The 25273-nt window shown below is 69.2% G+C and carries 22 protein-coding genes and 1 tRNA gene; 13 read left to right on the forward strand and 10 right to left on the reverse strand.

Features of this window, described 5'->3' with window-relative positions; all coding sequences use genetic code 11:
* The first annotated feature begins 144 nt into the window (after window positions 1-144).
* The 7 genes from chvE (at window position 145) to I7S92_RS11715 (ending at window position 8879) form a co-directional block, all read left to right on the forward strand.
* Window positions 145-1212, forward strand: a complete 1068-nt coding sequence (gene chvE / locus I7S92_RS11685) for a multiple monosaccharide ABC transporter substrate-binding protein (RefSeq protein WP_197644288.1) — start codon at window positions 145-147, stop codon at window positions 1210-1212.
* Window positions 1213-1288: 76 nt separating this feature from the next.
* Window positions 1289-2818 carry a multiple monosaccharide ABC transporter ATP-binding protein gene (gene mmsA, locus I7S92_RS11690; RefSeq protein WP_197644292.1) on the forward strand — a complete coding sequence of 510 codons (1530 nt, stop codon included), beginning with the start codon at window positions 1289-1291 and terminating at the stop codon, window positions 2816-2818.
* Entirely contained in the window at window positions 2818-4047 is a 1230-nt protein-coding gene (gene mmsB, locus I7S92_RS11695; RefSeq protein WP_242070191.1) for a multiple monosaccharide ABC transporter permease, read from the forward strand. Before mmsA ends, mmsB begins: the two co-directional genes overlap by 1 nt.
* A gap of 8 nt (window positions 4048-4055) precedes the next feature.
* Entirely contained in the window at window positions 4056-5048 is a 993-nt protein-coding gene (gene araD1, locus I7S92_RS11700) for an AraD1 family protein (protein ID WP_197644299.1), read from the forward strand.
* 1 nt (window position 5049) lies between these two features.
* Window positions 5050-6792: an L-arabinonate dehydratase gene (araD, locus tag I7S92_RS11705; RefSeq protein WP_197644302.1), complete on the forward strand. Its 1743-nt coding sequence runs from the start codon at window positions 5050-5052 to the stop codon at window positions 6790-6792.
* 121 nt (window positions 6793-6913) lie between these two features.
* Window positions 6914-7834 (forward strand): Gfo/Idh/MocA family protein, encoded by a 921-nt coding sequence (locus tag I7S92_RS11710; protein WP_197644305.1) that lies wholly within the window; start codon window positions 6914-6916, stop codon window positions 7832-7834.
* Window positions 7835-7859: 25 nt separating this feature from the next.
* On the forward strand, window positions 7860-8879 hold the full coding sequence (locus I7S92_RS11715; RefSeq protein WP_197644307.1) for an aldose epimerase family protein: 1020 nt from the start codon (window positions 7860-7862) through the stop codon (window positions 8877-8879).
* A 137-nt stretch (window positions 8880-9016) separates the two neighbouring features.
* On the opposite strand, the gene I7S92_RS11720 is transcribed toward I7S92_RS11715, so the two are convergent.
* The 3 genes from I7S92_RS11720 to I7S92_RS11730 are packed head-to-tail and all read right to left on the reverse strand — an operon-like array spanning window position 9017 to window position 12816.
* Complete coding sequence (locus tag I7S92_RS11720; protein ID WP_197644310.1) at window positions 9017-9469, reverse strand: DUF2383 domain-containing protein; 453 nt, start codon at window positions 9467-9469, stop codon at window positions 9017-9019.
* Between the two features lie 39 nt (window positions 9470-9508).
* Window positions 9509-11572, reverse strand: coding sequence for a glycogen debranching protein GlgX (glgX, locus tag I7S92_RS11725; RefSeq protein ID WP_197644313.1), 2064 nt, complete (start codon window positions 11570-11572; stop codon window positions 9509-9511).
* Window positions 11566-12816: a sugar phosphate nucleotidyltransferase gene (locus I7S92_RS11730; RefSeq protein WP_197644316.1), complete on the reverse strand. Its 1251-nt coding sequence runs from the start codon at window positions 12814-12816 to the stop codon at window positions 11566-11568. The genes glgX and I7S92_RS11730 overlap by 7 nt, the downstream gene beginning before the upstream one ends.
* A gap of 714 nt (window positions 12817-13530) precedes the next feature.
* Between I7S92_RS11730 and I7S92_RS11735 the strand changes: the two genes are divergently transcribed.
* Complete coding sequence (locus I7S92_RS11735) at window positions 13531-15249, forward strand: divergent polysaccharide deacetylase family protein (protein ID WP_197644319.1); 1719 nt, start codon at window positions 13531-13533, stop codon at window positions 15247-15249.
* A 51-nt stretch (window positions 15250-15300) separates the two neighbouring features.
* On the opposite strand, the gene trpE is transcribed toward I7S92_RS11735, so the two are convergent.
* The 7 genes from trpE to fabI form a co-directional block, all read right to left on the reverse strand.
* Window positions 15301-16809, reverse strand: coding sequence for an anthranilate synthase component I (trpE, locus tag I7S92_RS11740; RefSeq protein ID WP_197644322.1), 1509 nt, complete (start codon window positions 16807-16809; stop codon window positions 15301-15303).
* Window positions 16809-18683, reverse strand: coding sequence for a peptidylprolyl isomerase (locus I7S92_RS11745; protein ID WP_197644325.1), 1875 nt, complete (start codon window positions 18681-18683; stop codon window positions 16809-16811). Before I7S92_RS11745 ends, trpE begins: the two co-directional genes overlap by 1 nt.
* Before the next feature lie 67 nt (window positions 18684-18750).
* On the reverse strand, window positions 18751-19944 hold the full coding sequence (locus I7S92_RS11750; protein ID WP_197644328.1) for an aminotransferase: 1194 nt from the start codon (window positions 19942-19944) through the stop codon (window positions 18751-18753).
* A 70-nt stretch (window positions 19945-20014) separates the two neighbouring features.
* Window positions 20015-20497, reverse strand: coding sequence for a DUF2127 domain-containing protein (locus I7S92_RS11755; protein ID WP_197644331.1), 483 nt, complete (start codon window positions 20495-20497; stop codon window positions 20015-20017).
* Window positions 20498-20504: 7 nt separating this feature from the next.
* Window positions 20505-21029 (reverse strand): xanthine phosphoribosyltransferase, encoded by a 525-nt coding sequence (gene gpt, locus I7S92_RS11760; protein ID WP_197644334.1) that lies wholly within the window; start codon window positions 21027-21029, stop codon window positions 20505-20507.
* 12 nt (window positions 21030-21041) lie between these two features.
* Window positions 21042-21656 (reverse strand): LysE family translocator, encoded by a 615-nt coding sequence (locus tag I7S92_RS11765; RefSeq protein WP_197644337.1) that lies wholly within the window; start codon window positions 21654-21656, stop codon window positions 21042-21044.
* The gene (fabI, locus tag I7S92_RS11770; RefSeq protein WP_197644340.1) at window positions 21653-22483 is read right to left on the reverse strand and encodes an enoyl-ACP reductase FabI; all 831 of its coding nucleotides are present in this window, start codon (window positions 22481-22483) and stop codon (window positions 21653-21655) included. The genes I7S92_RS11765 and fabI overlap by 4 nt, the downstream gene beginning before the upstream one ends.
* A 99-nt stretch (window positions 22484-22582) precedes the next feature.
* Between fabI and pdxH the strand changes: the two genes are divergently transcribed.
* From pdxH to I7S92_RS11795, 5 genes are all read left to right on the forward strand, one after another.
* On the forward strand, window positions 22583-23200 hold the full coding sequence (gene pdxH, locus I7S92_RS11775) for a pyridoxamine 5'-phosphate oxidase (RefSeq protein ID WP_197644342.1): 618 nt from the start codon (window positions 22583-22585) through the stop codon (window positions 23198-23200).
* A gap of 118 nt (window positions 23201-23318) precedes the next feature.
* Window positions 23319-23852 carry a cold-shock protein gene (locus I7S92_RS11780; protein ID WP_242070181.1) on the forward strand — a complete coding sequence of 178 codons (534 nt, stop codon included), beginning with the start codon at window positions 23319-23321 and terminating at the stop codon, window positions 23850-23852.
* Complete coding sequence (locus tag I7S92_RS11785; protein WP_197644345.1) at window positions 23852-24343, forward strand: DUF192 domain-containing protein; 492 nt, start codon at window positions 23852-23854, stop codon at window positions 24341-24343. Before I7S92_RS11780 ends, I7S92_RS11785 begins: the two co-directional genes overlap by 1 nt.
* Window positions 24344-24385: 42 nt before the next feature.
* Window positions 24386-24462: transfer RNA gene (locus I7S92_RS11790), tRNA-Pro, on the forward strand.
* Between the two features lie 141 nt (window positions 24463-24603).
* The gene (locus I7S92_RS11795; protein WP_197644348.1) at window positions 24604-25266 is read left to right on the forward strand and encodes a hypothetical protein; all 663 of its coding nucleotides are present in this window, start codon (window positions 24604-24606) and stop codon (window positions 25264-25266) included.
* The last annotated feature ends 7 nt before the right edge of the window (window positions 25267-25273 follow it).

Raw genomic sequence — 25273 nt, forward strand, 5'->3', positions numbered from 1 at the left:
ATATCAATCCTGATATGGTTTCATCGTGAAACATGATTTGACGGATATGCCGCCCACTTGTCAAACAGCCTGCAGGCCTGCTGCCGCAAGGGCGGACAGGCGATCCGGGCGGCCACAACGGCGCCCGCCACAAGGGAGGAAACCATGCAACTTTCCAGACGGGCGCTTCTGGCGCTTGCTTCGGCCCTGCCGCTGGCCTCGCTGCCGGCCTTCGCGCAGGACAAGGGCACCGTGGGCATCGCCATGCCGACCAAATCCTCGTCGCGCTGGATCTCGGACGGCAATTCCATGGTCGAGCAGTTCACCGCGGCGGGCTACGGCACCGATCTGCAATACGCCGAGGACGACATCCCGACCCAGCTGGCCCAGGTCGAGAACATGATCACCAAGGGCGTGAACGTGCTGGTCATCGCGGCCATCGACGGCACCACGCTGTCGAACGCGCTGGAGAATGCGGCGGCGGCGGGAATCAAGGTCATCGCCTACGACCGGCTGATCCGCGACAGCGGGGCGGTGGACTATTACGCGACCTTCGACAACTTCAAGGTCGGCGTGCAGCAGGCCGAAAGCCTGGTCGCGGGGCTGAAGGAGCGGTTCCCGGACGCAAAGCCCTGGAATGTGGAACTCTTCGGCGGCAGCCCGGACGACAACAACGCCTTCTTCTTCTACAACGGCGCCATGTCGGTCCTGCAGCCGATGATCGACGCGGGCGAGATCGCGATCCCCTCGGGGCAGATGGGCATGGACGTGGTCGGCACGCTGCGCTGGGACGGCGCGGTGGCGCAGGCGCGGATGGACAACCTGCTGTCGGCCAACTACGGCGACAAGCAGCTGCACGGGGCGCTGTCGCCCTATGACGGCCTCTCCATCGGCATCCTGTCCTCGCTCAAGGGCGTGGGCTATGGCTCGGGCGACCTGAAGATGCCGATCGTCACCGGCCAGGACGCCGAGATCCCCTCGGTCAAGTCGATGCTGGCGGGCGAGCAGTATTCGACCGTGTTCAAGGACACCCGCGCACTGGCCGGGGTCACGGTCAAGATGGTGGACGCGATCCTGCAGGGCGGCGAGCCCGAGATCAACGACACCACCACCTATGACAACGGCGTCAAGGTCGTGCCCTCCTACCTGCTGGAGCCGATCTCGCTGGGCGTGGCCGACATCGACAAGGTTCTGGTCGGGTCCGGCTACTATACCGCCGATCAGCTGAAGTAAGCCGATCGGGTCATGCCCGCCGGTGCCGGACGCTCCCTCCGGGGTCCGGCGGGCATGATCCCGAAGGGAGGATGCGATGCCGGTGCTTCTGGAAATGCGCGAGATCAGCAAGGTCTTTCCCGGCGTGCGCGCGCTGGACCGGGTGGACCTGTCCGTCGAACAGGGCGAGATCCACGCGATCTGCGGCGAGAACGGCGCGGGCAAGTCCACGCTGATGAAGGTGCTGTCCGGAGTCTATCCGCAGGGCAGCTACGACGGCGAGATCCGCTTTGACGGCGAGGTCCTGCACCTGAAAGGCATCCGCGACAGCGAGGCCAGGGGCATCATCATCATCCACCAGGAACTGGCGCTGGTGCCGCTTCTGTCGATTGCGGAAAACCTGTTCCTCGGCAACGAGGTCGCGCGCGGCCAGGTGATCAACTGGCCCGAGACCTTCCAGCGCACCGAACGGCTTCTGGCCAAGGTCGGGCTGAAGGATGCGCCGACGACGAAGGTGGAAAAGCTGGGCGTCGGCAAGCAGCAACTCATTGAAATCGCCAAGGCCCTGGCCAAGGACGTGCGCCTCCTGATCCTGGACGAGCCGACCGCCGCCCTGCAGGAGAACGACAGCCAGAAGCTGCTGGACCTGATGCTGGAGCTGAAGGCGCAGGGCGTGACGCAGATCATCATCAGCCACAAGCTGAACGAGATCTCCCGCGTGGCCGACCGGATCACCGTGATCCGCGACGGCGCCACCGTCTCGACCCTGAACCGCGCCGAGATCACCGAGGACCGGATCATCCGCGACATGGTCGGCCGCGACATGGCGCACCGCTATCCCGACCGCGAGCCGAAGATCGGCGAGGTGCTGATGGAGGTGCGGGACTGGAACGTCTGGCACCCCGACCAGGCCGGGCGGCAGGTGATCAAGCGGGCCGGCTTCACCGTGCGCAAGGGCGAGATCGTCGGCATCGCGGGCCTGATGGGCACCGGCCGCACCGAACTGGCGATGAGCCTTTTCGGCCGCTCCTACGGCCGCAACATCTCGGGCGAGGTCCTGATCGGCGGCAAGCCCGCCGACACCTCGACCGTGGCGCGGGCCATCGACGCGGGCCTCGCCTATGTCACCGAGGACCGCAAGGCGCTGGGTCTCGTGCTGGAGGAACCGATCAGCCGCAACATCACGCTGGCGAACCTCGCGGGCGTGGCCATGCGGGGCATCCTCGACAAGCGGCGCGAGACGCGGGTGGCCGAGAGCTACCGCAAGCAGATGTCGATCCGCACCCCCGGCGTCCATCAGAAGGCGGTCAACCTGTCGGGCGGGAACCAGCAGAAGGTGGTCCTGTCGAAATGGCTCTTCACCGACCCGCAGGTACTGATCCTGGACGAACCGACGCGCGGCATCGACGTGGGCGCGAAGTTCGAGATCTACAACATCATGAACCAGCTCGCCGAGATGGGTAAGGCCGTGGTGATGATCTCCTCCGAGATGCCCGAGCTTCTGGGCATGTGCGACCGGATCTACGTGATGAACGAAGGCCGCATCGTAGGCGAGCTGCCACGCGGGAAGGCCAGCCAGGAGGCGATCATGGCATTGATCCTGAAAGACAGCGGAAAGGCGGCATGATGAGCGACAGCGGGGTCAGCACGGGGATCGGAACGGATGTCAGAGCCCGTCTCGGCGGGCATCTGCGGGAAAACGGCATGCTGCTGGCGCTGGTCGCCATCGTGGTGCTGTTCGTCGTCCTCTGCCGGACGGTCCCGCCGCAGCCGATCGACTTCCTGTCGGCGCAGAACATCACCAACCTGTTTTTGCAGAACTCCTACGTCATCATCATGGCGCTGGGGATGCTTCTGGTCATCGTCTCGGGCCATATCGACCTGTCGGTCGGCTCGGTCGCGGCCTTCACCGGGGCGGTCGCGGCCGCGCTGACGGTCAAGGCCGGGCTGCCGGTCTGGCTGGTGATCCCCGCCACGCTGGCCGTCGGCGGGCTGATCGGCGCGGCGCAGGGCTACTGGGTCGCCTTCTGGCGCATCCCGTCCTTCATCGTGACGCTGGCGGGGATGCTGGTCTTCCGCGGCCTGACGCTCTGGCTTCTGGGCGGGCAGAACATCGGTCCCTTCCCCAAGACCTTCCAGGGCATGGCGAACGGCTTCGTCCCCGACCTGTTCGGCGATCTCGACCAGGCGGCGCTGGGGCTGGAGCGGCTGAACGGCACTGCCGTGCTGGTCGTGGTCGCCGCCGCCATGGTACTGATCTGGCTCGGCCTGCGCGCCCGGGCCCGCGACACGGAGTTCGGCATCACGCCGGAACCCGCTGGCCTGTTCTGGGCGCGCAACATCGTCGTCTCGGCCGCGCTGGTCTTCGTCGGCTGGAAGCTGGCGCAGTTCCGCGGCCTGCCGAACGTGCTGGTGATCCTGGTGATCCTGACCGTGCTCTACGCCTTCGTCACCGAGAACACGACCGCCGGGCGGCGCATCTATGCCACCGGCGGCAACGAGAAGGCGGCGAAGCTCTCCGGCATCCGCACCAACCGCCTCGTCTTCTGGTGCTTCGTCAACATGGGCGCGCTGGCGGCTCTGGCCGGGATGATCGTCACCGCGCGGCTGAACTCCGCCACGCCCAAGGCCGGCACCGGGTTCGAGCTGGACGTCATCGCCGCCGTCTTCATCGGCGGGGCCTCGATGGCCGGGGGCTCGGGCAAGATCGTCGGCGTCGTCGTCGGCGCGCTGATCATGGGGGTGATGAACAACGGCATGTCGATCCTGGGGATCGGCATCGACTACCAGCAGGTGATCAAGGGGCTGGTGCTGCTCGCCGCCGTGATCTTCGACGTCTACAACAAGAACAAGTGAGGCTGCCCATGCTGATCTCCCAGATCCTTCGTTCCGACGGCAGCCTGGCCGTGGTCGCCCGCGAGGGCTCCGAGGCCGCCCTGGTCAAGGGCGCGGCCTCGACCTATGCCCTGGCGCAAGAGGCGATCGCCAGCGGCCGCCCCCTGTCCGCCGTGATCGCCGCGCATGGCCTGGGCGAGGCGGTGGATCTCTCCCGTCTTCTGGACGAGGGGCGCGTGACCCTGCCCGTCACCCATCCAGACCCGGCGCATCTGCACCTGACCGGCACCGGCCTGACCCACCTCGGCAGCGCCTCTGCGCGGGACGCGATGCACGCGAAGCTGGATGCCGCCGAGACCCTTACGGACAGCATGAAGATGTTCCGCATGGGCCTCGAAGGCGGCCGCCCCGCCCCCGGCCGGATCGGGGTCCAGCCGGAATGGTTCTACAAGGGCAACGGCCACAGCGCCGTCGCGCCCGGCCAGCCGCTGACCGCCCCGCCTTGCGCCGAGGATGGCGGCGAGGAGCCGGAGGTCGCCGGCACCTACCTCATCGGCCCCGACGGCCAGCCCTTCCGCATCGGCTGGGCGCTGGCGAACGAGTTCAGCGACCATGTGATCGAGAAGGTCAATTACCTCTGGCTCGCCCATTCCAAGCTGCGCCCCGCCAGCTTCGGCCCCGAGATCCTCTTGGGCGAGCTGCCCGCCGATGTGCAAGGCACCAGCCGCATCCGGCGCGGTGGCCGGGTGATCTGGGAAAAGCCGTTCCTCTCGGGCGAGGCGAACATGTCCCACAGCTATGCCAATCTCGAGCACCACCACTTCAAATATGACATCTTCCGCCAGCCCGGCGACCTGCATGTCCACATGTTCGGCACCGCGACGCTCTCGGTCGCCGACGGGATCAGGACCGAGGCGGGCGATGTGTTCGAGATCGAGGCGGCGCCCTTCGGCCTGCCCTTGAAGAACCCGCTGGCCTTCGCGCCCAAGGAAACCGGCCCTGCCCTAGTGAAAGCCCTCTGACATGACCTTCAAGCCCGCCAAATGGCCCCGCCGCCTGCGCTCGCAGGAATGGTTTGACGGCACGTCGAAGGACGCGATCTACCACCGCTCGTGGATGAAGAACCAGGGCCTGCCCCCCGACCTCTTCGACGGCCGCCCGGTGATCGGGATCCTCAACACCTTTTCGGAAACCAATCCCTGCAACGCCCATCTGAACGACCTGGCCGAGCGGGTGAAGCACGGCGTCTACGAGGCCGGCGGCTTCCCGGTGATCGTGCCGGTCTTCTCGGTCAGCGAGTCGGCCTTCCGCCCCACCGCGATGATGTTCCGCAACCTCGCCGCCATGGCGGTCGAGGAAACCATCCGCGGCCAGATGATGGACGGCGTCGTCTGCCTGGTCGGCTGCGACAAGACCACGCCATCGCTGCTGATGGGGGCCGCGAGCGTGGACCTGCCGACGATCATGGTTTCCGGCGGGCCGATGCTGAACGGCTATTTCCGGGGCGAGCGTGTCGGCTCGGGCACGCATCTGTGGAAGTTCTCCGAAGCCGTGAAGGCGGGCGAGATGACCGCCGCCGAATTCGTCGAGGCCGAGGCGTCGATGAGCCGCAGCCCCGGCTCCTGCAACACCATGGGCACCGCCTCCACCATGGCCAGCATGGTCGAGGCGCTGGGGATGACCCTCTCCGGCAACGCCGCGATCCCGGCGGTGGACTCGCGCCGCCGCGTCATGGCGCAACTGACCGGGCGGCGGATCGTGCAGATGGTGAAGGACGATCTCAAGCCCTCCGATATCCTCACCCGCGAAGCCTTCCAGAACGCGATCCGCACCAACGCTGCCATCGGCGGGTCCACCAACGCCGTGATCCACCTCCTCGCCATCGCCGGCCGCTGCGGCATCGACCTTACCCTGAACGACTGGGACGACTGGGGCCGCGACATTCCGACCATCGTCAACCTGATGCCCTCGGGCAAATACCTGATGGAGGAATTCTTCTACGCGGGCGGCCTGCCTGCCGTGATCAAGCGGCTGGGCGAGGCGGGCCTTCTGAACAAGGGCGCGCTGACGGTCTCGGGCGGGGCGATCTGGGACGAGGTCAAGGACGCCCGCATCGACAACGACGACGTGATCCTCCCCGCCGAAAAGGCGCTGACCCAATCCGGCGGCGTGGTCGTGCTGCGCGGCAACCTGGCCCCCGACGGGGCGGTCCTGAAGCCATCCGCCGCGACCCCCGCCCTGATGCAGCACCGCGGCCGCGCCGTGGTGTTCGAGGACATCGACGACTACAAGGCCCGGATCGAGGACGAGGCGCTGGACATCGACGAGACCTGCGTCATGGTGATGAAGAACTGCGGCCCGCGCGGCTATCCCGGCATGGCCGAGGTCGGCAACATGGGCCTGCCGCCCAAGGTCCTGCGCAAGGGGATCACCGACATGGTCCGCATCTCGGACGCCCGCATGTCGGGCACCGCCTATGGCACGGTGGTCCTGCACACTTCGCCCGAGGCCGCGCGGGGTGGACCGCTGGCGGTGGTGCGTTCGGGTGATTTCATCGAGCTGGACGTCGCCAACCGCCGCCTGCACCTCGACATTTCCGACGAGGAGTTGAAATCCCGCCTCGCCGCCTGGAAACCCGCCGTCGAACCTCCAGCCGGGGGTTATGCCAGGCTCTACCACGACCACGTCCAGGGCGCCGACAAGGGCGCAGACATGGACTTCCTCGTCGGCTGCCGCGGCCATGCCGTGGCGCGGGAAAGCCACTGATGGCCCCCCCGACCCATGGCATCGGGACCAAGGGTGGTCCCTGGACCCTCCCTCCCCCCTCGTGGGGGAGGGCCGGGGTGGGGGGGCTGCCTGTCCCTGCCTCACACCACGGGGCCACCCTATGACCCGCACCAAAGTCGCCCTCGTCGGCATCGGCAAGATCGCGCTGGACCAGCACGTCCCGGCCCTCGCCGCCTCGCCCGACTGGGAACTGGCGGCCACGATCAGCCGCAAGGGCGAGGTTCCGGGCATCCCCGCCCATACCGACTTCGCCGCCTTCCTGGCCGAGCGTCCGGACGTTCCCGTGGTCTCGCTCTGCCTGCCCCCCGTCCCGCGCTTCGCCCATGCCGAGGCGGCGCTTCTGGCCGGGCGGCATGTCATGCTGGAAAAGCCCCCCGGCGCGACGCTGGCCGAGGTGCATGAGCTGCAAGCCCTCGCCCGCGACCGGGGTCTCACGCTCTACGCCACCTGGCACAGCCGGATGGCCCATGCGGTGGCCCCGGCGAAGGCCTGGCTCGCCGAGAGGACCGTGCAAGGGGCGCATATCACCTGGCGCGAGGACGTGCGGAAATGGCACCCCGGCCAGGACTGGGTGTTCGAGCCCGGCGGCATGGGCGTCTTCGACCCCGGCATCAACGCGCTGTCGATCCTGACCGAGATCCTGCCGCGCCCGGTCCACCTGACCGGCGCGCGGCTGGAATTCCCGGAGAATCGCCAGACCCCCATCGCCGCGCAACTCACCTTCTCGGGCAATGTCACCGCCGATTTCGACTGGCGCCAGCAGGGGCCGCAGACCTGGGACATCGAGGTCCGCACCGATCGCGGCGAACTCGCGCTGCGGATGGGCGGCAACGTGCTGGAGATCGACGGGAAACCGGCGGCGGGCGAGGCGACGATCATGGGCGAATACCCCGCCCTTTATGCCCGGATGGCCGAACTGGTGCGGGCGGGGGAAAGCGAGGTCGATCTTGCGCCCATGGTCCATGTCGCGGATGCTCTGACCCTGGGCCGGCGGGTGGCGGTGGAGCCGTTCGACTTCTGACCGGGTCGGGGAAAGAGCAAGGCGCATGGCGGCGGTCGAAAGCATCGGAGAGATCGGCGGCACCGAGGTCCGGGCGGTGACGCTGGAGGGCGGCGGGCTGCGCCTCCGGCTTCTGACCTGGGGCGCGCGGCTGGCCGAGCTTTGGGTGCCGGACCGGACCGGCGTTCCGGCCGACATCGTGCTGGGGCAGGACAACCTCGCGGACTGGCTGGCCCATGGCAGTTATCTGGGCGCGACCTGCGGCCGCCATGCCAACCGGATCGCGGGCGGCCGCTTCGTTCTGGACGGGCGCGCGGTGCAACTGGACCGGAACGAGGGCGCGAACACCCTGCATGGCGGGGCGGCGGGGTTCGACCTGAAGCATTGGCGGATCGAGAGCCATTCCGCCAGCCACGTCACCTTTGCCATCACGTCCCCGGATGGCGAGATGGGTTTCCCCGGCACCCTGCAGGCGCGGGCGACCTACCGGCTGGACGCCGGCCTGGTGATCACGATGGCGGCGCAGACCGATGCGCCGACGGTGGTGAACCTGGTCAACCATGCCTATTTCAACCTGGCAGGCCAAGGCGCGGGCGACATCCTCGGCCAGGAGTTGCAGGTCGAGGCCGGGTTCTACCTGCCGGTGGACGATCACAAGCTCCCGACCGGCGAGATCCTTTCGGTCGCCGGCACGCCCTTCGACTTCCGTCAGCCCCGCAGCATCGGCGCGGCGATGCCGGGTCCCGGAGGCTTTGACCACAATCTCTGCCTCTCCTCCCCGCTTGCCGGCGACGGGCTGCGCCCCTGCCTGAGCGCGACCGACCCCGTCTCGGGCCGCAGGCTGCGGCTTGCGACCAGCGCGCCGGGCGTGCAGCTGTACACCGGCGCGCATTTCGCGGGCGGGCCGGGCAAGGCCGGCGCGCGCTATCCGCGCTTTGCCGGCTTCGCGGCCGAGACCCAGGACTTTCCCGACGCGCCGAACCGCCCGCAGTTTCCCGGCACGGTCCTGCGTCCGGGCCAGGTCTACAGCCATGTCATGCGCCTCGACTTCACGCCCGCTCCTTGAGCGTCGACCGGGCCCACAGGACGGGCCAGCGGGGCGGCGCGCAATCTGGTCCGAACCCTGGTCCGGGGGTCAAATTCCTTCGAAGGAATTTGCAAGAGTTTTCGAAAACTCTTGCGCCCCCGGCCCCGGCCGCCGCGCTATGGGCGCCGGGTCTCGGCCAGAAGATCCTCCAACTCGCAGCGCATCCCCGCGACCAGGGATTTCACCACCGGCCAGGGCACGCCATGCTCCGCCGCGCGGTAGGTGGCCAGGACATGCTCCTCGCCGCGCCGGACCTGGTCCATCGCGTCCTGGTCGACCCGGTCCAGGAAGGCGCGGCTTGCCGTCACCATGCGCTGCACGCTTTCGTCGAAGGCCGCCGCCTTCCCCGGCGTGCGGCCGTGCCGGGCCAGGGTCTCGGCCAGCCGTTGCGCATGGGCCGCATGCAGGTCGCGCAAGCGGCAGGCGGTGGGCCGCAGCGAGGCCTCGGCCCCTTCGGCCATGGCCTTGCAGCCGTCCAGCGCATCCAGCGTGCGCAGATGCGCCAGCGCAAGGCTGTCCAGCGCCGCCTCTCCCAGAACGGGACGAAAGCTGTCATCGTCGGTCGGCATGGTCTCCCCCCTCCTTCTGGACCGGGCTGGCAGGCCCGGTCAGTCGCGCACCAGCACCAGGACCGACTGGCCGGGAACGGCGATCCGCCCCTCCGCCCCGGTCCGGGTGATCACCGGCTCCTCCGCGCTGGAGAGCCGCAGCACCCAGCCGCCCTCGGGAAGCGCGGCCTCGGCATCGTCGCCGGCGTTCAGCCAGACCAGCACCTCCGGCCCCTCCGGCCGCCAAAGCCGGTAGCCCAGGCAGGCCAGCCCCGCGTCCTGCCAGTCGCCTTCCGCCATCGCGCGCCCCTCGGGGTGCAGCCAGCTTACCTCGGGCCGGTCGCCCGCGCCATCCTCGGGCGCGACGGCGAAACGGGCATCGGCCAGTCGAAGCTCATGCCGGAGCGCGATCATCGCGGCCGTCGCCGCCTGCAGCCCGGCGTCGGCGCGGGCCCAGTCGAGCCAGCTGGTCTCGTTGTCCTGGGCATAGGCGTTGTTGTTGCCGCCCTGGCTGTGGCCGAACTCGTCTCCCGCCAGGAGCATCGGCACCCCCTGCGCCAGGAACAGCGTCGCCAGCATCGCCCTGGCGCGCCGCTGCCGCCCGTGCAGGATGCCGGGATCCTCCGTCGGCCCCTCGGCCCCCATGTTGTGCGACAGGTTGTGGTCGTGGCCGTCGCGGTTCTCCTCGCCGTTGGCCTCGTTGTGCTTGCCGTCATAGGACAGCGTGTCCCACAGCGTGAACCCGTCATGCGCCGCCAGGAAATTCACCGACGAGGTCGCCGGCCGGCGCGAATGGTGGAACTGGATGGGCGAGCCGAGCAGGCGCTGCGCGACCGGGCCCAGAAGCCCCGGATCGCGCCGCCAGAAGGCGCGCAGGTCGTCGCGGGCCTTGTCGTTCCATTCGCGGAAGGGCCAGGGAAAGCCGCCGACCTGATAACCGCCCTCGCCGATGTCCCAGGGCTCGGCGATCAGCTTGACGCGGGACAGGACCGGGTCCTGCCGGATCGCGGTCAGAAAGCCGCCGTCGCGCTCGAATCCCTGGCTTTCGCGCCCGAGCGTCGAGGCGAGGTCGAAGCGGAACCCGTCGACATGCATGACCTGCACCCAGTAGCGCAGGGAATCCAGCACCATCCGCAAGACCATCGGATGCGCCACGTTCAGCGTATTGCCGCAGCCGGTGGTGTCGAAACTGTGCCGGGGATTGTCCGCCAGGAGATAATAAGAGCGGTTGTCGATCCCCCGGAAGGACAGCGTCGGGCCCAGCTCGCTCTCCTCGGCGGTGTGGTTGTAGACCACGTCCAGGATCACCTCGATCCCGGCGGCATGGAAGGCGCGGATCGCGCGCTTCATCTCGGCCGGATTGCCGGTCTTCAGATAGGGCCGGTGCGGCGCGAAGAAGGACAGCGTGTTGTAGCCCCAGTAGTTCGACAGGCCCTTTTCCAGGAGATGCCGGTCCTGCACGAAGGATTGCACCGGCAAAAGCTCGACCGCCGTCACCCCCAGCGCCTTCAGATGCTCGACCACCGGCGCCGCGCCCAGGCCCGCGAAAGTACCCCGGTCGGCCTCGGGCACGCCCGGATGCAGCCGCGTCAGGCCCTTCACATGCGCCTCGTAGATCACCGTCTCCTCCCAGGGCCGCGTCAGCGCCCGGTCGGAATCCCAGTCGAAATCCGGGTCCGCCACCACCGCCTTCGGCATGAAGGGCGCCGAGTCGCGCCCGTCGCGCTCCAGGTCACTGCCGCCGGCCGGATAGCCGTAAAGCGCCTCGTCCCAGGTCAGCGCGCCGGTCAGTTGCCGCGCATAGGGGTCCAGCAGCAGCTTGGCCGGGTTGAAGCGGTGCCCGTCCTCGGGCGCGAAGGGGCCATGGACCCGGTAGCCATAGGCCTGCCCCGGCTGCACCCCCGGCAGATAGCCGTGCCAGATCCCGCCCTCCATCTCGGGCAGGTCGTGCCGGGCCGTCTCGACCGCGCCGTCGTCCGAATAGAGGCACAGCTCCACCCGCTCGGCATGTTCCGAAAAAAGGGCGAAATTCACCCCCTCGCCGTCATAGGTCGCGCCCAGGTTGACCGGAGTCGCCCTGGCGCGGTCGAAGACCCGCCCGGCCGGGTCCAGCCGCTTCAGCATGTGGCGGGCTCCTGCGCCATCGGCGGGCGCGGCGCCAGCGGCAGCTGCCCCGGCATCATCATCGCGCGCCGCGCCAGCATCTGTGGCGTGACCAGCGTCGTGCCGCCCGGCGTCACCCGGAACCAGCGCGCATCCTCCTGCGGGTCATGGCCGATCACCATGCCCTCGGTCAGCCGTACGCCCGGAGCCAGGATCACCCGGCGCAGGCGGCAGCCCTCGGCCAGCCGCGCCCCCGGCATCACGACCGAGGCGACCAGCTCGGCCCGCTCGGCCCGCCGCCCGGCCAGCGGCACGACCGAGCCCTCGTCGTCCAGCGCCGCATCGGCCTGGCGCAGCGCCGCCGCGACCCGGGGGTCCGTCACTCCCCGCGCGCGCAGGCCCAGGCCCGCGCTCTCCGGCACGGGACAGGGCGGCCCGGCCTCGAAGGCCAGCCAGGTCTCGCGGAAGGCGTCCAGCGTGCCGACGTCGCGCCAGTAGAAGGGCCGCCCGCCCGGCCCCTCGCTGCGGAAGACCTGCGCCTCGCCCTGCGCCACCGCGCCGGGCAGGATGTCATGGCCGAAGTCATGCGCGCTGGTCCGGTCCGCCGCATCGCGCCGCAGCCGCTCGCGCAGCCAGGCCCAGTCGAAGACATAGATCCCCATCGACACCAGCGTCCGGCCCGGATCGCCCGCCATGGCCGGCGGCGTGCGGGGCTTCTCGGCAAAGGCCAGGATCCGGCCGGCCGCGGTCGCCTCGACACAGCCGAAGGCCCGCGCCTCGGCCAGCGGCACCACATCCGCCGCGATCGTCACCGCCGCGCCCGAGGCCCGGTGCGCCGCGATCATCGGGCCATAGTCCATCGCATAGACGTGGTCGGCCGACAGCACCACCACCTCGCGCGGGGAAAGCGCGTCGATCTCGGCCGCGTTCTTCCAGACCGCATCCGCCGTGCCTTCGTAGCTGCGCCCGACCATGCCCCTCCCCGCCGCCCGGCGCAGGCGCAGCCCGGTGCCGAAGACCGGCCGCCAGCAGCGGTTGAGGTAATCCTCCAGCGGTCCCGCGCAATACTGCGTCGCCACCAGCACCTGACCCAACCCCGAGCGGCGCAGGTTCTCCAGCGTGAAGTCCACGATCCGGTGGCGCGGTCCGAAGGCCACGGCCGGCTTGGCCAGGTCCTCGGTCAGCTCATGCAGACGGGAACCCCGGCCGCCCGCCAACAGAACGGCGACCGGGGCCTCCGGCATTGCGCTGGTGTCCACCTGCATGGCTTCCCTCCTTGTGGTTGTATGGGTGACCCACGGCCGCAACCGGCCGCAATCTGGCGGTGAGTGAACCCTGCGGGAGGGATAAAGTTCCCGCCCGGTCGCGGATGAGGCCAGAGCGCCCCCGCAATGGGCGGATTGCCGCCGGCCCGACGGAAAGATCCGGGTAACCGCAGAACTCCATTGTCCTGCCCATCTCCGGCAGAGATTGCGCACGAAGGGGCAGGCCCGCCAGGTCGGAGGTCTCCGCCGGGGGTCACCGCCCCGCTGCTTCGGTCCGCAGGCCCAGTCGGTGACCTGGAAGGCGCGGATCTCCCCCTGCTTAGGCCGCCATCGCCTATCCGCATTCGCCCTTGCCACCGCCTTGACCTGGTCCTGCCGCCCTTCCTGCCCTTCTTCCCCGCGGCGCTGCTGACGGCGATCTTCGTCCCGGTGTGGGCAATGACCATCGCGGCCCTGTTCGCCCGCCGGTTGCAGGGCACCCTGACCCCCGCCGCAGTCCAGGACGGGCCGGGAACCCCCGTCACCCTGCTCTTTCCGGCGGCGCCCGTCTGACGCGGCGGCAGGGGCAAAGCAGCCACGACCCGCCAACTTGTTGACAGCGCCGCGAAAAGGGGCTGGAGCGGCGGAAAGGGCGGGATATAGTGCCGCCGGACAGGACGGAACGCAGCCCTTCGGGCGGCGGCGGCCCGTCCGGACAGCAGAACGGAGGCGGCATTGGTCGGCAAATTCATCCTTGGCGCGATCTTCGGAGGCGTGGTCGTGACCGGCGGACTGGTCATCGGGGCCGCCCTCTTCCCGCCGCCGCATGACACCGACGCCGCCAATGCCAATGCCAGCCCCGCGGTTTCCACCCTGATCGAGGCCCCCGAACCCGCCGCCGCACCCGAGCTCGAAGCCGCCACGGTCGAGGCCGCGCCGGAACCCGCCGCAGCCGAAGTCGAGGCGGCAGCAGAGCCGGAGGCCCCCGAACCCGCCGCCGCGCCCGAACCCACTCCGGCCGTCACCGATGCCCCCCCGGCCGCTCCCCCCGTGACCGAAGCCGCCCCGGCCACTCAGGAGACCGCCAGCGCCGAACCCTCGGCCGATGGTTCGCCCGCCAGCGCGCCCGCGCCCCAGACCCCGTCCGAACCGGCCCCCTCCGAACCGATCCCGTCCGAACCGGCCCCCACCGAACCGCCCGCCAGCGAAACGCCCCTCGCCGGGATCGCCCCGCCCGAGCCGCCCGAGCCTGCCCTGCCCGGCGCCGTGACCCTCGCCGAAACGCCCGCCCCCGCCCTGCCCGCCCCCGCCCTGCCCGCCGAGCCGGTCCAACCTCCGGCCCCCCTGGCCGAGGCCGCAGCAAACGGGGCCGCCGTGACCGAGGTCGAAGCTTCCGCCCCCGAACCGGCACCCACCCCCGACACCCTGGCCGAAGCCCCCGCACCGACGCCCGAACCCGCCGCGGAAACGCCGATGACGGAGAGCGCGGAGCCCGAACTCGCCGAGCTTCTGCCCGAGCCGCAGCCGCCGGCGGCCGACCCCGAAACCCCGGCCAGCGATCCCGCTCCCGAGCCCGGGACCGATGCCGCCGGTCTGCCCGGCAGCGCAAGCGATGCGATGCCCGGCACCCGGCCTGCCGCCCTGCCCGGCACCCCGCCTGCCCCCGATGCCGCAGAACAGGCTCCGGCCACCGGCGTCATCACCGGCCGCCTGCCCCGCATCGGCGACGCCCCCCCGGCCAAGCCCGAACCCGAGAGCGCCGAAGCTGCCCCCGCTGACGACCGCCCGATCGCCCGCTTCGCCGCCCCGTTCGAGAACACGGACGACAAGCCCCTGGTCGCCATCCTCCTGATCGACGGCGGCGCGCCGGAGCTCGACCGCGCGGGCCTCGCCGCCCTGCCCTTCCCGGTCAGCTTCGCGCTCGACCCGCTCGATCCGGCCACGCCGGACCACGCCGCGATCTACCGCGCCGCCGGCCGCGAGGTGGTGATGCTCGCCACCGGCCTGCCCAAGGGCGCGCAGCCCTCGGATGTCGAGGTCGCCTTCCAGTCCATGGCGCAGAACCTGCCCGAGGCGGTGGCGGTGATGGATCTCGCCGCCGGCGGCTTCCAGAACGACCGCCCGCTCGCCAGCCTGGTGGTTCCGGTGGTCCAGGCCCAGGGCCGGGGCCTTGTCACCTGGGACGAAGGCCTGAACGCCGCCGACCAGGTCGCCCGGCGCGCGGACCTGGCCGCGACCACGATCTTCCGCGATCTCGCCGCCGGCGGCACCGACCGCTTCGCGCTGCGCCGCACGCTGGAGCGGGTGCTCTTCAAGGCCGGCCAGGAAGGCCGCGTCGCCGTCGCGACCGAGGCCACGCCCGAGCTCGTCGCCGGACTTCTGGAATGGACGATCGAGGGGCGTGGCGCGACCGTGGCCCTCGCCCCGCTGACCGCCGTCCTGACGGTGGACTGACCGGGGAGGCGTCCTCCGACGAGGCGACGCAGTCGACCGAGGAGGCGGCCCTCAGCCGTTCCCGCGTCCCGCAAAGCGGCCCGCATCCTCGGCCGCGCGGCGCAGGGCGTTGGATTTGTTGACGGTTTCCTGATACTCGGCCTCGGGGTCGCTGTCATAGACCACGCCGCCGCCCGCCTGGATATACAGGGTCTCGTCCTTGACCACCGCCGTCCGCAGCGCGATGCAGAAGTCCATCTCTCCGTTGGCGGCGAAATAGCCCACGCCTCCGCCATAGATCCCGCGCTTTTCCGGCTCCAGCTCGTCGATGATCTCCATCGCCCGCACCTTGGGCGCGCCCGAGACCGTTCCGGCCGGCAGCCCCGCCAGCAGGGCCGACAAGGCGTCCTGCCCCTCGGCGATCTCGCCCACCACGTTCGACACGATATGCATGACGTGACTGTAGCGTTCGATGATGAAGGTCTCGGTCGGGCGCACCGTGCCGACCTTCGCCACCCGGCCCACGTCGTTGCGGCCGAGGTCCAGCAGCATCAGATGCTCGGCCCGCTCCTTGGGATCGGCCAGCAGCTCCAGTTCCAGCGCCTTGTCCTCTTCCGGCGTGGCGCCGCGCTTGCGGGTCCCGGCGATCGGGCGGATCGTCACCTCGCCGTCGCGCAGCCGGACCAGGATCTCGGGGCTGGCGCCCACGACCTGGAAACCGCCGAAGTTGAAGAAGAACATGAAGGGCGACGGGTTGGTCCGCCGCAGGCTGCGGTACAGCGCGAAGGGCGGCAGCTTGAAGTCCATCGCCCAGCGCTGGCTCGGCACCACCTGGAAGATGTCGCCCGCGCGGATGTATTCCTTGGCCTTCTCGACCGCCGCCTTGTAGCCCTCGTGGCTGAAGTTCGACCGCGGGGCACCGACCGCCGCCGCATCGCCCAGATCCCGCGCGGCCGAAGGCGCCCGGTCCAGGTCGCGCAGCGCGTCCATCACCCGCTCGGCCGCCTGGGCATAGGCCGCCCGCGCCGTCAGGCCCGAGGCGACCCAGGCCGGCGCGACCACCGTCACCTCGCCCTTGACCCCGTCCAGCACCGCGATCACCGAGGGCCGCATCAGCACCGCATCCGGCGCGCCGACCGGATCGGGGTTCACCCCCGGCAGATTCTCCACCAGCCGGATCATGTCATAGCCGAGATAGCCGAACAGCCCGGCCGAGACCGCAGGCAGCCCCTCCGGCATGTCGATCCGGCATTCCGCGATCAGCGCGCGCAGCGTCTCCAGCGGATGGCCGGGCAGGTCGGCGAAGGCCTGGCGGTCGAACCGCGCCTCGCGATTGATCCGGCTCTGCTCGCCCCGGGCTTCCCAGATCAGGTCCGGCTTCATCCCGACGATGGAATAGCGGCCCCTGACCTCGCCGCCGGTGACCGATTCCAGCATGAAGGTGTCGGCGCGGGCATCGCCCAGCTTCAGCATCAGGCTGACCGGAGTATCCAGATCGGCGGCAAGCCGGGCCCAGACGATCTGGTTCCGGCCCTGGTTCCAGGCGGCTTCGAACGCGGCGAAGGAGGGCGACAGCTGCATCACGGCATGCTCGCATGGATGCCGTTGATCACGGACTGGTCCAGCGTCACCCCCGCTTCCATCGTCAGCGCGTTGGTGAAGGCGGTGAAGGCATCCCCGGCGATGGCCTGGGCGGCCTGGCCCTCCAGCGCCTCGCGCAAAGCTTGGGCTTCCTCGCCCTCGGTCACGGCGGGCTGGATCCGGTCCAGCCGGACCACGGCGACGAAGCCCGGCGCCTCGACCAGCTGCACCGCGCCCTCGTCCATCTCGAACACTGTCGAAAGCAGCGTGTCGGGCGCCTCGGCGACAAAGCCGTCGCGGGCGATTTCCGGCGTCACGTCGACGATGCCGAAGCTGCCGATCGCGGCCCCCCCCTCGATCCCGGCCTCGATCTCGGCCGCGCGGGCGGCCAGCGCCTTGGCCAGCGCGTCCTTGCGCCAGTCCTCGGCGACCGTCTCGCGCGCCTCGTCAAAGGGAATCGGCGTGGCGGGAACCACCTCGTCCAGCCGCAGCGCGACGACGCCGCCATCCTCCAGGACGATGGCTTCGGCGAAATCATCCTGCTGCACCGCCTCGGCGGCCGCCCGGAAGGCCGGATAGCCCTCGATCACCGAGTCGCCCGGCTGGCTGGCGGCGTAATCCACCGTCGCGATCTGCAGCCCGACCTCCTTGGCCAGGTCCTCGAGCGTCGCGCCGCCGGCGAGCAGGTCGTCGATCTGCTCCACCTTGTCGGCGATCTCGCGCCGGGCGGAATCGATCTGGATCTCGATCGCCAGCGTGTCGCGGGCCTGTTCGAAGGTGGTCTCCTCGGCCGCAAGCACCGAGACCACGCGGTAGAGGGCCGGGCCGAGGTCGCTTGGCAGCGGTCCGGCGACCGTGCCCTCCTCGGCGGTGAAGACGCCCTCGCCCGCCTCGCCCAGTTCCTCGCGCGTGACGTCGCCCAGGTCGATCGCGTCCAGCGTCAGCCCGCGTTCGGCCGCCAGCTCATCGAAGGTGGCGCCTGCATCCAGCTTCGCCCGCGCCGCATCGGCCGCCGCCTGGTCGGGATAGACCAGCCGCTCGACCAGCCGCCGCTCGGGCAGGACGAATTCGTCGATCCGGTCCTCGTACATCTGCTTCAGCACCGCCTCGTCGACCGGCTGGTCCTTGGCGATGGCCTCGGGCAGAAGCGAGGCATAGGTGATCCGCTTCGCCTCGGGCCGCGTGAAGCGGGCGATGTTGGCGTCGTAATGCGCCTTCAGCTCTTCCTCGGTCGGCTCGGCCAGGGGCGCGGTCAGGTCGCCCTCGGCCAGCCGCAGCATCGAGAATCCGCGCCGCTCGCCGATCCAGGCGAACAGCGTGTCGGTCAGCGCCGCCGGGGCCGCAAAGCCGCCCGCGACCGCGCCCTGCACCAGCTCGCGCGTCACGTCGCCGCGCAGGCTGTTCTCGAACTCGACCTCGCTCTGCCGCATCCGGTCCAGCTGGAAGCGATAGGCCTCGCGGTCGAAGCTGCCCGAGATCCCCTTGAAGGCATCCATCTTCATCAGCTCGGTCGCCACCACCTCGTCGCCGACCGAGACGCCGATCCGCTTCGCCTCGTTGTCCAGCGCGGCGCGGGCGATCAGGCCCTGCAGCACCTGCCGGTCGATCCCGAAGGCCAGCGCCTCCTGGGTCGAGATCGGCTGCCCGACCTGCTGCGAGAACTGCGCCACCTGGCCTTGCAGCGCGCGGGCATAGGCTTCGCTGGTGATGTCCTGATCCCCCACCGCGCCGACCCGCGTCACCCCGCCCGAGAAGCTGGTGACGCCAAAGCCGCCAAGGCCAAGGATCAGCATCGCCATCAGAAGCCAGACGGCCGCCTCCTGTACCTTGCCTTTCGGGCGTTTCACGTCCTCGTGCTCGGGGGTCTTCGCCATGGGTCTGCCTTTGGGTCCTGTCTGGCCAAGGTGAATAGAGGCTGGGGATCCGCGCGGCAAGGCCGCATCAGGGGCGAAAGGCCGCCAGCCTGCGGAACATCTCCGCGATCCCGGCCGCATCGACATTGGCAAAGGCGATGCGGATCTGCCGCCTGCCCGCCGCCGAGCCCTCGGGCTGGAACATCGTCCCCGGCAGCATCAGAAGCGAGGCGTCGCGGACCAGCCGCCTGCACAGCTCGTCCGAGGGCAGGTCGAACGGATGCTCGACATAGGCGAAATAGGCGCCGCAGCCCAGAAGCGTCCAGCCCTCCAGCGCCGCGAATCCCCCGGTCATCGCGCGGCGCCGCGCCAGGATCTCGTCGCGCTCGCCCGCGACCCACTGGCCCAGGTTCCGCATCCCCCAGAGCGCGCCGATCTGGCCCAGCTGGCCGGGGCAGATCGCCACCGTGTCCAGGAACTTCTCCACCTCGGCCAGCCGCGCCGCACCCGCCACGATGCTGCCGACCCGGTGCCCGGTCAGGCGGTAGGCCTTGGAGAAGCTGTAGAGCTGGATCACCGTATCCTGCCACTCGGGATCGGCGAAGAGGTCGTGCGGCCGCCCGCCCAGCTCGATGGAATGGCGGCTGTCGAAATCGCGATAGGTCTCGTCCAGGATCAGCGCCAGGCCCCTGGCCCGCGCCAGGTCGCGGAAGGCGGCGACCGTACCGGCCGGATATTCCACCCCGCCGGGGTTGTTCGGCGTCACCAGCACGATGGCCCGCGTGCGCGGCGTGACCAGCGCCTCGGCCGCCGCCGCCTCCGGGATCAGCGTCGGCCCGGTCTCCAGCGGCACCGCCCGCACGCCTGTCATGTCCAGCCACATCCTGTGGTTGAAGTAATAGGGAACCGGCAGGATCACCTCGTCGCCCGCGCCCGCAAGCGTCGCCATCACCGCGCAGAAGGCCTGGTTGCAGCCCTGGGTGATCGCGACCTCCGCAGGGTCGATCGCGCCACCGTAGGCCGCCGAGAACTGGCGCGCGATCTCGTCCCGCAGCGCGGGCAGGCCCAGCACCGGCCCGTAAAGATGCGCCGCCGGATCGTTCAGCGCCGCATCCGCCAGCGCCTGGCGCAGGCCCAAGGGCGGGCTTTCCACCGGCGCGGCCTGGCTCACGTTGATCAAGGGGCGGTCCGCCGGATGGGTCACCCCCTCCAGCCAGCGCCGCGCCTCCATCACTGGCGGCGGTTCGGTCAGGGCGAAGGCGGGGTTCAAGGGCAGGGTCATCCGGTCGGACCTATCGGGCAAGGGGAGGCAGCAAGGATCGGGCGGACTTCGCCACAGGATGCGCCCGGCTTCAAGTCGCCTTCTTCCGCCGCATGACCCGGAATTCGCGCCAGGTCAGGGCGATCATCGCCAGATCGAAGGCGGACAGGGCCAGAAGCATCGGCGATCCGGTCAGAGTCCATTCCTGCATCTGGTACAGGATGAATCCCGCCAGCACCACCATGCTCGCCGGATAGGCCCAGCTCAGACGCGCGGCCAGCGCCGCGACCAGCGCCAGCTTCAATGCGCCATGGCTCAGCAGGTAGACCGCATAGAAATGCTGGCTATCGGCCGAGACCCCGCCCGCCAGGTCGCGCAGCCACAGGGCCATCCGGTCGGTCGGGTCCTGCGCCAGCTCGTGCCGGGTCATCCACTCCAGGAGCCGCCGCAGCGCCGAAGGTCCCGCGAACAGCAGGCCGAATCCCGAAAGCGCCTCTCCGGCGGCGAAGACGGCCTTCGCCACCAGGCCCGCCTCGAACAGGCGGTGAAGCCAGCGCCCGATTCCGGCCGCCACCCGCGCCTCAGTCCGAGCCGCGCATCGGCTGGACATATTGCAGCGCCATGTCCCAGGGGAAGAAGATCCAGGTGTCCTGGCTCACGCTGGTGATATAGGTGTCGGCCTGCTTCTCGCCCTCGGGCTTGGCATAGACGCAGGCGAAATGCGCCTTGGGATAGAGGCCGCGGATCAGTTCCAGCGTCTTGCCCGAGTCCACCAGGTCGTCGACGATCAGGATGCCCGCGCCGTCGCCCATCAGCTCGGCGTTCGGCGCCTTGATCACCTGCGCCTCGCGGCGCTGGTCGGCCTTGCCGCCGCCCGAGTGGTAGGACTTGACCGAGATGGAATCGACCACCCGGATGTCCAGTTCGCGGCTGACGATCATCGCCGGCACCAGGCCGCCGCGCGTGATGCCGACCACGGCCTTCCAGGCTCCGCCCTCGCCCGGCCCCTTGCCGTCCAGCCGCCAGGCCAGCGCCCTTGCGTCGCGGTGGATCTGGTCCCAGCTGACGTGGAACCCCTTTTCATATGGCAGGCGGTCGGCGGACATGGATCTCCTCCTTCAGGTAGCGACAATCTTGACGCCCAGCAGGGCCAGCGCGGCCCCGAAGCAGCGGTCGATCACGGTTTTCAGGCTGATGTAGACTGCCCGCGTCCGGTCCATCGAGAAGATGCGGGCGACAAGGCTGTTCCAGGCGGTCTCGGCGACCAGGATCAGAAGGATCAGGCAGGCCAGCACCCAGGTGGGGGTGTCCGGATTGATCGTGCCAAGGAAGATCGAGGAATAAATGACCACCGCCTTCGGGTTCGACAGGTTGGTCCAGAGCCCCAGCCGATACGCCATGAACGGTGAGCGCGGCACGGGCCGCGCATCCTCGGCGATGAAAGACTTTTCGGCATCGCGCCACAGGTGCCAGGCCATCCAGATCAGATACCCCGCCCCGCCGATCTTCAGCGCCCAGAGCAGCGAGGGCGCCGCGTCGAAGATCAGGTGCAGCCCGAACATCGCCGCAAGCGCCCAGACCACCGCGCCCGACGCGATGCCCAGCGCCAGCATGGCCCCGGTCCGGAACCCCTCGGTCAGCCCGGTCCGGGCTGACATGAGGACGGCGGGACCAGGGGAAACCACCGCAAACAGCACCAGCCCCGCAAAGGCCAGAAAGGCCGCCAGGCTCACTGGCCGCCCTCTTTCCGGCCTTGCAGCAGGTCGATGTCCGGCGCCTCGATCGCCTTCATGCCGACCGCGTGATAGCCCGCGTCGACATGCAGGTTCTCGCCCGTGGTGCCCGAGCCGAGATCGGACAAGAGGTAAAGCGCGGCCTTGCCCACTTCCTCCTGCGTCACGTTGCGGCGCAGCGGGCTGTTCAGCTCGTTCCACTTCATGATGTAGCGGAAATCGCCGATGCCGCTGGCGGCCAGCGTCTTGATCGGCCCGGCGCTGATCGCATTGACCCGGATCCCGTCCTTGCCCAGATCCTCGGCCAGATACTTGACCGAGGCCTCCAGCGCCGCCTTGGCCACGCCCATCACGTTGTAATGCGGCATCACCTTCTCCGCACCGTAATAGGTCAGCGTCAGCAGGCTCCCGCCCGGCGCCATCATCGCCGCCGCGCGCTGGCAGACGGCGGTGAAGGAATAGACCGAGATGTCCATCGCCAGCCCGAAGCCCGCGCGCGAGGTGTCGACATAGCGGCCGCGAAGCTCGTTCTTGTCGGCGAAACCGATGGCATGGACCAGGAAATCCAGCTGCCCCCATTCCGCCCGCAGCGCGCCGAACAGCGCGTCGATGCTGTCGTCGCTGGCCACGTCGCATTCGTACAGCTTTGGCGTGCCAAGCGAAGCGGCCAGCGGCTCGACCCGCTTCTTCAGCTGCTCGCCCTGGTAGCTGAAGGCAAGCTCCGCGCCCTGCTCGGCCACGGCCTGGGCGATGCCCCAGGCGATGGACTTGTCGTTCGCCAGGCCCATGATCAGCCCGCGCTTGCCCTGCATCAGTCCGGTTGACATTCCTGACCCCTTGCCCACCTTGTCGTCGAGAATGACGTGTAGGCGAAGAGGGACCCTGCTTCAAGGCAGCACCTTTTCGCCAGGGGAAGGAGTTTCCGCATGGACCGCAGCGGCATCTTCGCAGGCGAAGATCCCTTCGTGCTGGCCCGCGCCTGGCTGGCCGAGGCCGAGGCGCAAGAGCCCAACGATCCCAATGCCATCGCGCTGGCGACGGCGGATGCGGACGGGCTGCCGAACGTGAGGATGGTGCTGCTGAAGGAGATCGAGGTCGGCGGCAAGGGCGGCGGCGCCTTCGTCTTCTACACCAACTACGGCTCGAAGAAGGGCCAGGAGATCGCGGCCTCGGGCAAGGCGGCCTTCGTCATGCACTGGAAGTCGCTGCGTCGCCAGATCCGCGTCCGCGGACTGGTGACGCGCGAGGACGGGCCGCGGGCCGACGAGTATTTCGCCAGCCGCAGCCTGAAGTCGCGCCTCGGGGCCTGGGCCAGCCAGCAGTCGCAGCCCCTCTCCTCGCGTGAGGCGCTGATGGCCGAGGCGGCGAAGGTCGCGCTCACCAAGGGACCGAATCCGCCCCGCCCGCCCTATTGGGGTGGTTTCCGAATTCTTCCACTTGAGGTAGAATTCTGGGCTGATGGCGCCTTCCGGTTGCATGATCGTTTCCGGTGGCTACGCAATCATGTAGAAGATGGCTGGTTTGTTGAGCGGTTAAACCCCTAGTTTTCACGAACATCGAAACCCCAAATTCGGGTTCATGAGGATTCCCCCTTGAACCCGGAGCAAACTTGGCCGCATCTGTGCGGGCTAAGGGGCTCATTCTGGGGAGAAGGCTCTGAATATGACGGAAGACGAAGAGGTCATGCAGGAAGTGCATGGTCGCGTTAAGTGGTTTGATCCTTCCAAGGGTTTCGGTTTCATCGTTTCGGACCAGTCCGAATCCGATATCCTCCTGCATGCGAACGTTCTTCGGAACTTCGGGCAGGGTTCGGTGGCGGACGGGGCCGGGATCATCGTGCGTGTCCAGCGGACGCAGCGCGGGGTCCAGGCTGTCGAAGTGGTCAGGATCGACCCGCCCGAGGGCGCGGTCTTTCCCCTGGGCGAGGAGGCCGACCAGCTGGTCGGCGCCGACATCCTCGCGCTGGCGCTCGAGCCGGCGCGGGTGAAATGGTTCGACAAGGGCAAGGGCTTCGGCTTCGCCAATGTCTTCAGCAGGCCCGAGGACGTGTTCATTCACGCCGAGGTGCTGCGCGTGTCGGGCTTTGCCGACCTCGCCGCCGGCGAGGCCGTGGCCCTGCGCATCATCGAGGGCCGTCGCGGCCGCATGGCGGTCCAGGTCCTGTCCTGGGAATCCGCCACGCGTGACCACGCCTGATGCGGCGCTTCACCCGCATTGCCATCCTCCTGCTCGCGCTGCCCGGTGCCTTCCTGCCCGGTGCCGCGCGGGCCGAGGCCGCTTGCGCCCCCGACCGGCTGGACCTGCGCTGGCCCGGCGGGGGCGAAAGCTTCGCCGTCGAGATCGCCGATGACGCGGACGAGCGCGCGCAAGGCCTGATGTTCCGCGACAGCATGGGGGCGGACCGGGGAATGCTCTTCGTCTACGAAGGCCCCCGCCACGCCCGCTTCTGGATGAAGAACACGCTGATTCCGCTGGACATGATCTTCGCCGATGCCAGCGGCACCGTCACCCGGGTCCATTCCGACGCGGTGCCCGGCGACCTTACCCCGGTCGACGGCGGCGAAGGCGTGGTCTATGTGCTCGAGATCAACGGAGGCCTGGCCGCAAAGCTCGGCATCGTGCCGGGGACCGAGCTGCGCCATCCCGCGATCCCCGCCGCCATGGCCGCCTGGCCCTGTGGCGGCTGAAGGCTTTTCATTCCCTCAGCTTCCCGCTATGGGAGGCACAGTCGGGGCGTAGCGCAGCCTGGTAGCGCGACGGTTTTGGGTACCGTAGGTCGCGAGTTCGAATCCCGCCGCCCCGACCATCCCTCCACAGACGGAACCTTGTCCCTGTCGACCCCGGCAGAGTCGAATCCCTTTGACAGCCCGGCGCCTTCTGCCTGACGCTGGGGCACCGGCTTCGCTTTCGTTGCAGCACCCAATCGCAGGGATCCGCCATGCCATCGATGTCAGAGCTTGTTCTCCATCCGAAAACCTTTCTCAAGTCGAATGCCCTCTGGCCCTCGGGCCTCTTGAACGTGCAGGCGCGCGGCAATCCCGCGACCTTCGGCCCGAACGCCACCGCCCAGGTCATCCCGCTGATGCTGAGGCCGAAGCCGGGGGTGCAATGCCTGAACAAGACCGGCGTGCCGATGCCCTGCTGGGAAATCGCGCCGGCCGGGCTGGGTGGCTATCTCGGCTATTACTTGCCCTGGCAGCCGAACTCGACCAAGACGATGGTCATCGGCGACAAGGCCGATTTCTTCATCACCGACACGATGAACGGCTGCACCTTCGCCGCCGGGATCGGCGGGACGGTGCGGGTTGCGCATGTGAATTACAACACCTTCAATGCTGACGGCGACCGGGAAGAAGGCCTGCCGATCGACCAAGGGCATATGGACAGCGAGGTGCAGCGGGTCATGGGGGCGGCCACGCCCGGCGTGGCCCTGCGCAAGGCCGGTTACACGATCGCGAACGGCGATTTTCCCAATGTGACGGTCGTCGGCGTGCGCCGGGCCGGGCTCTGGACCTTCGCCTACCAGAAGCGGGCCATGACCGCTCCGGCGCGGCTGGGGACGGCCATGGTTCCGGGCTACCGGCTGGTTTCGGTCCACAACGTCCATTAGCACCGCT

It is taken from the genome of Tabrizicola soli, assembly GCF_015999335.1.
GTDB lineage: Bacteria > Pseudomonadota > Alphaproteobacteria > Rhodobacterales > Rhodobacteraceae > Tabrizicola > Tabrizicola soli.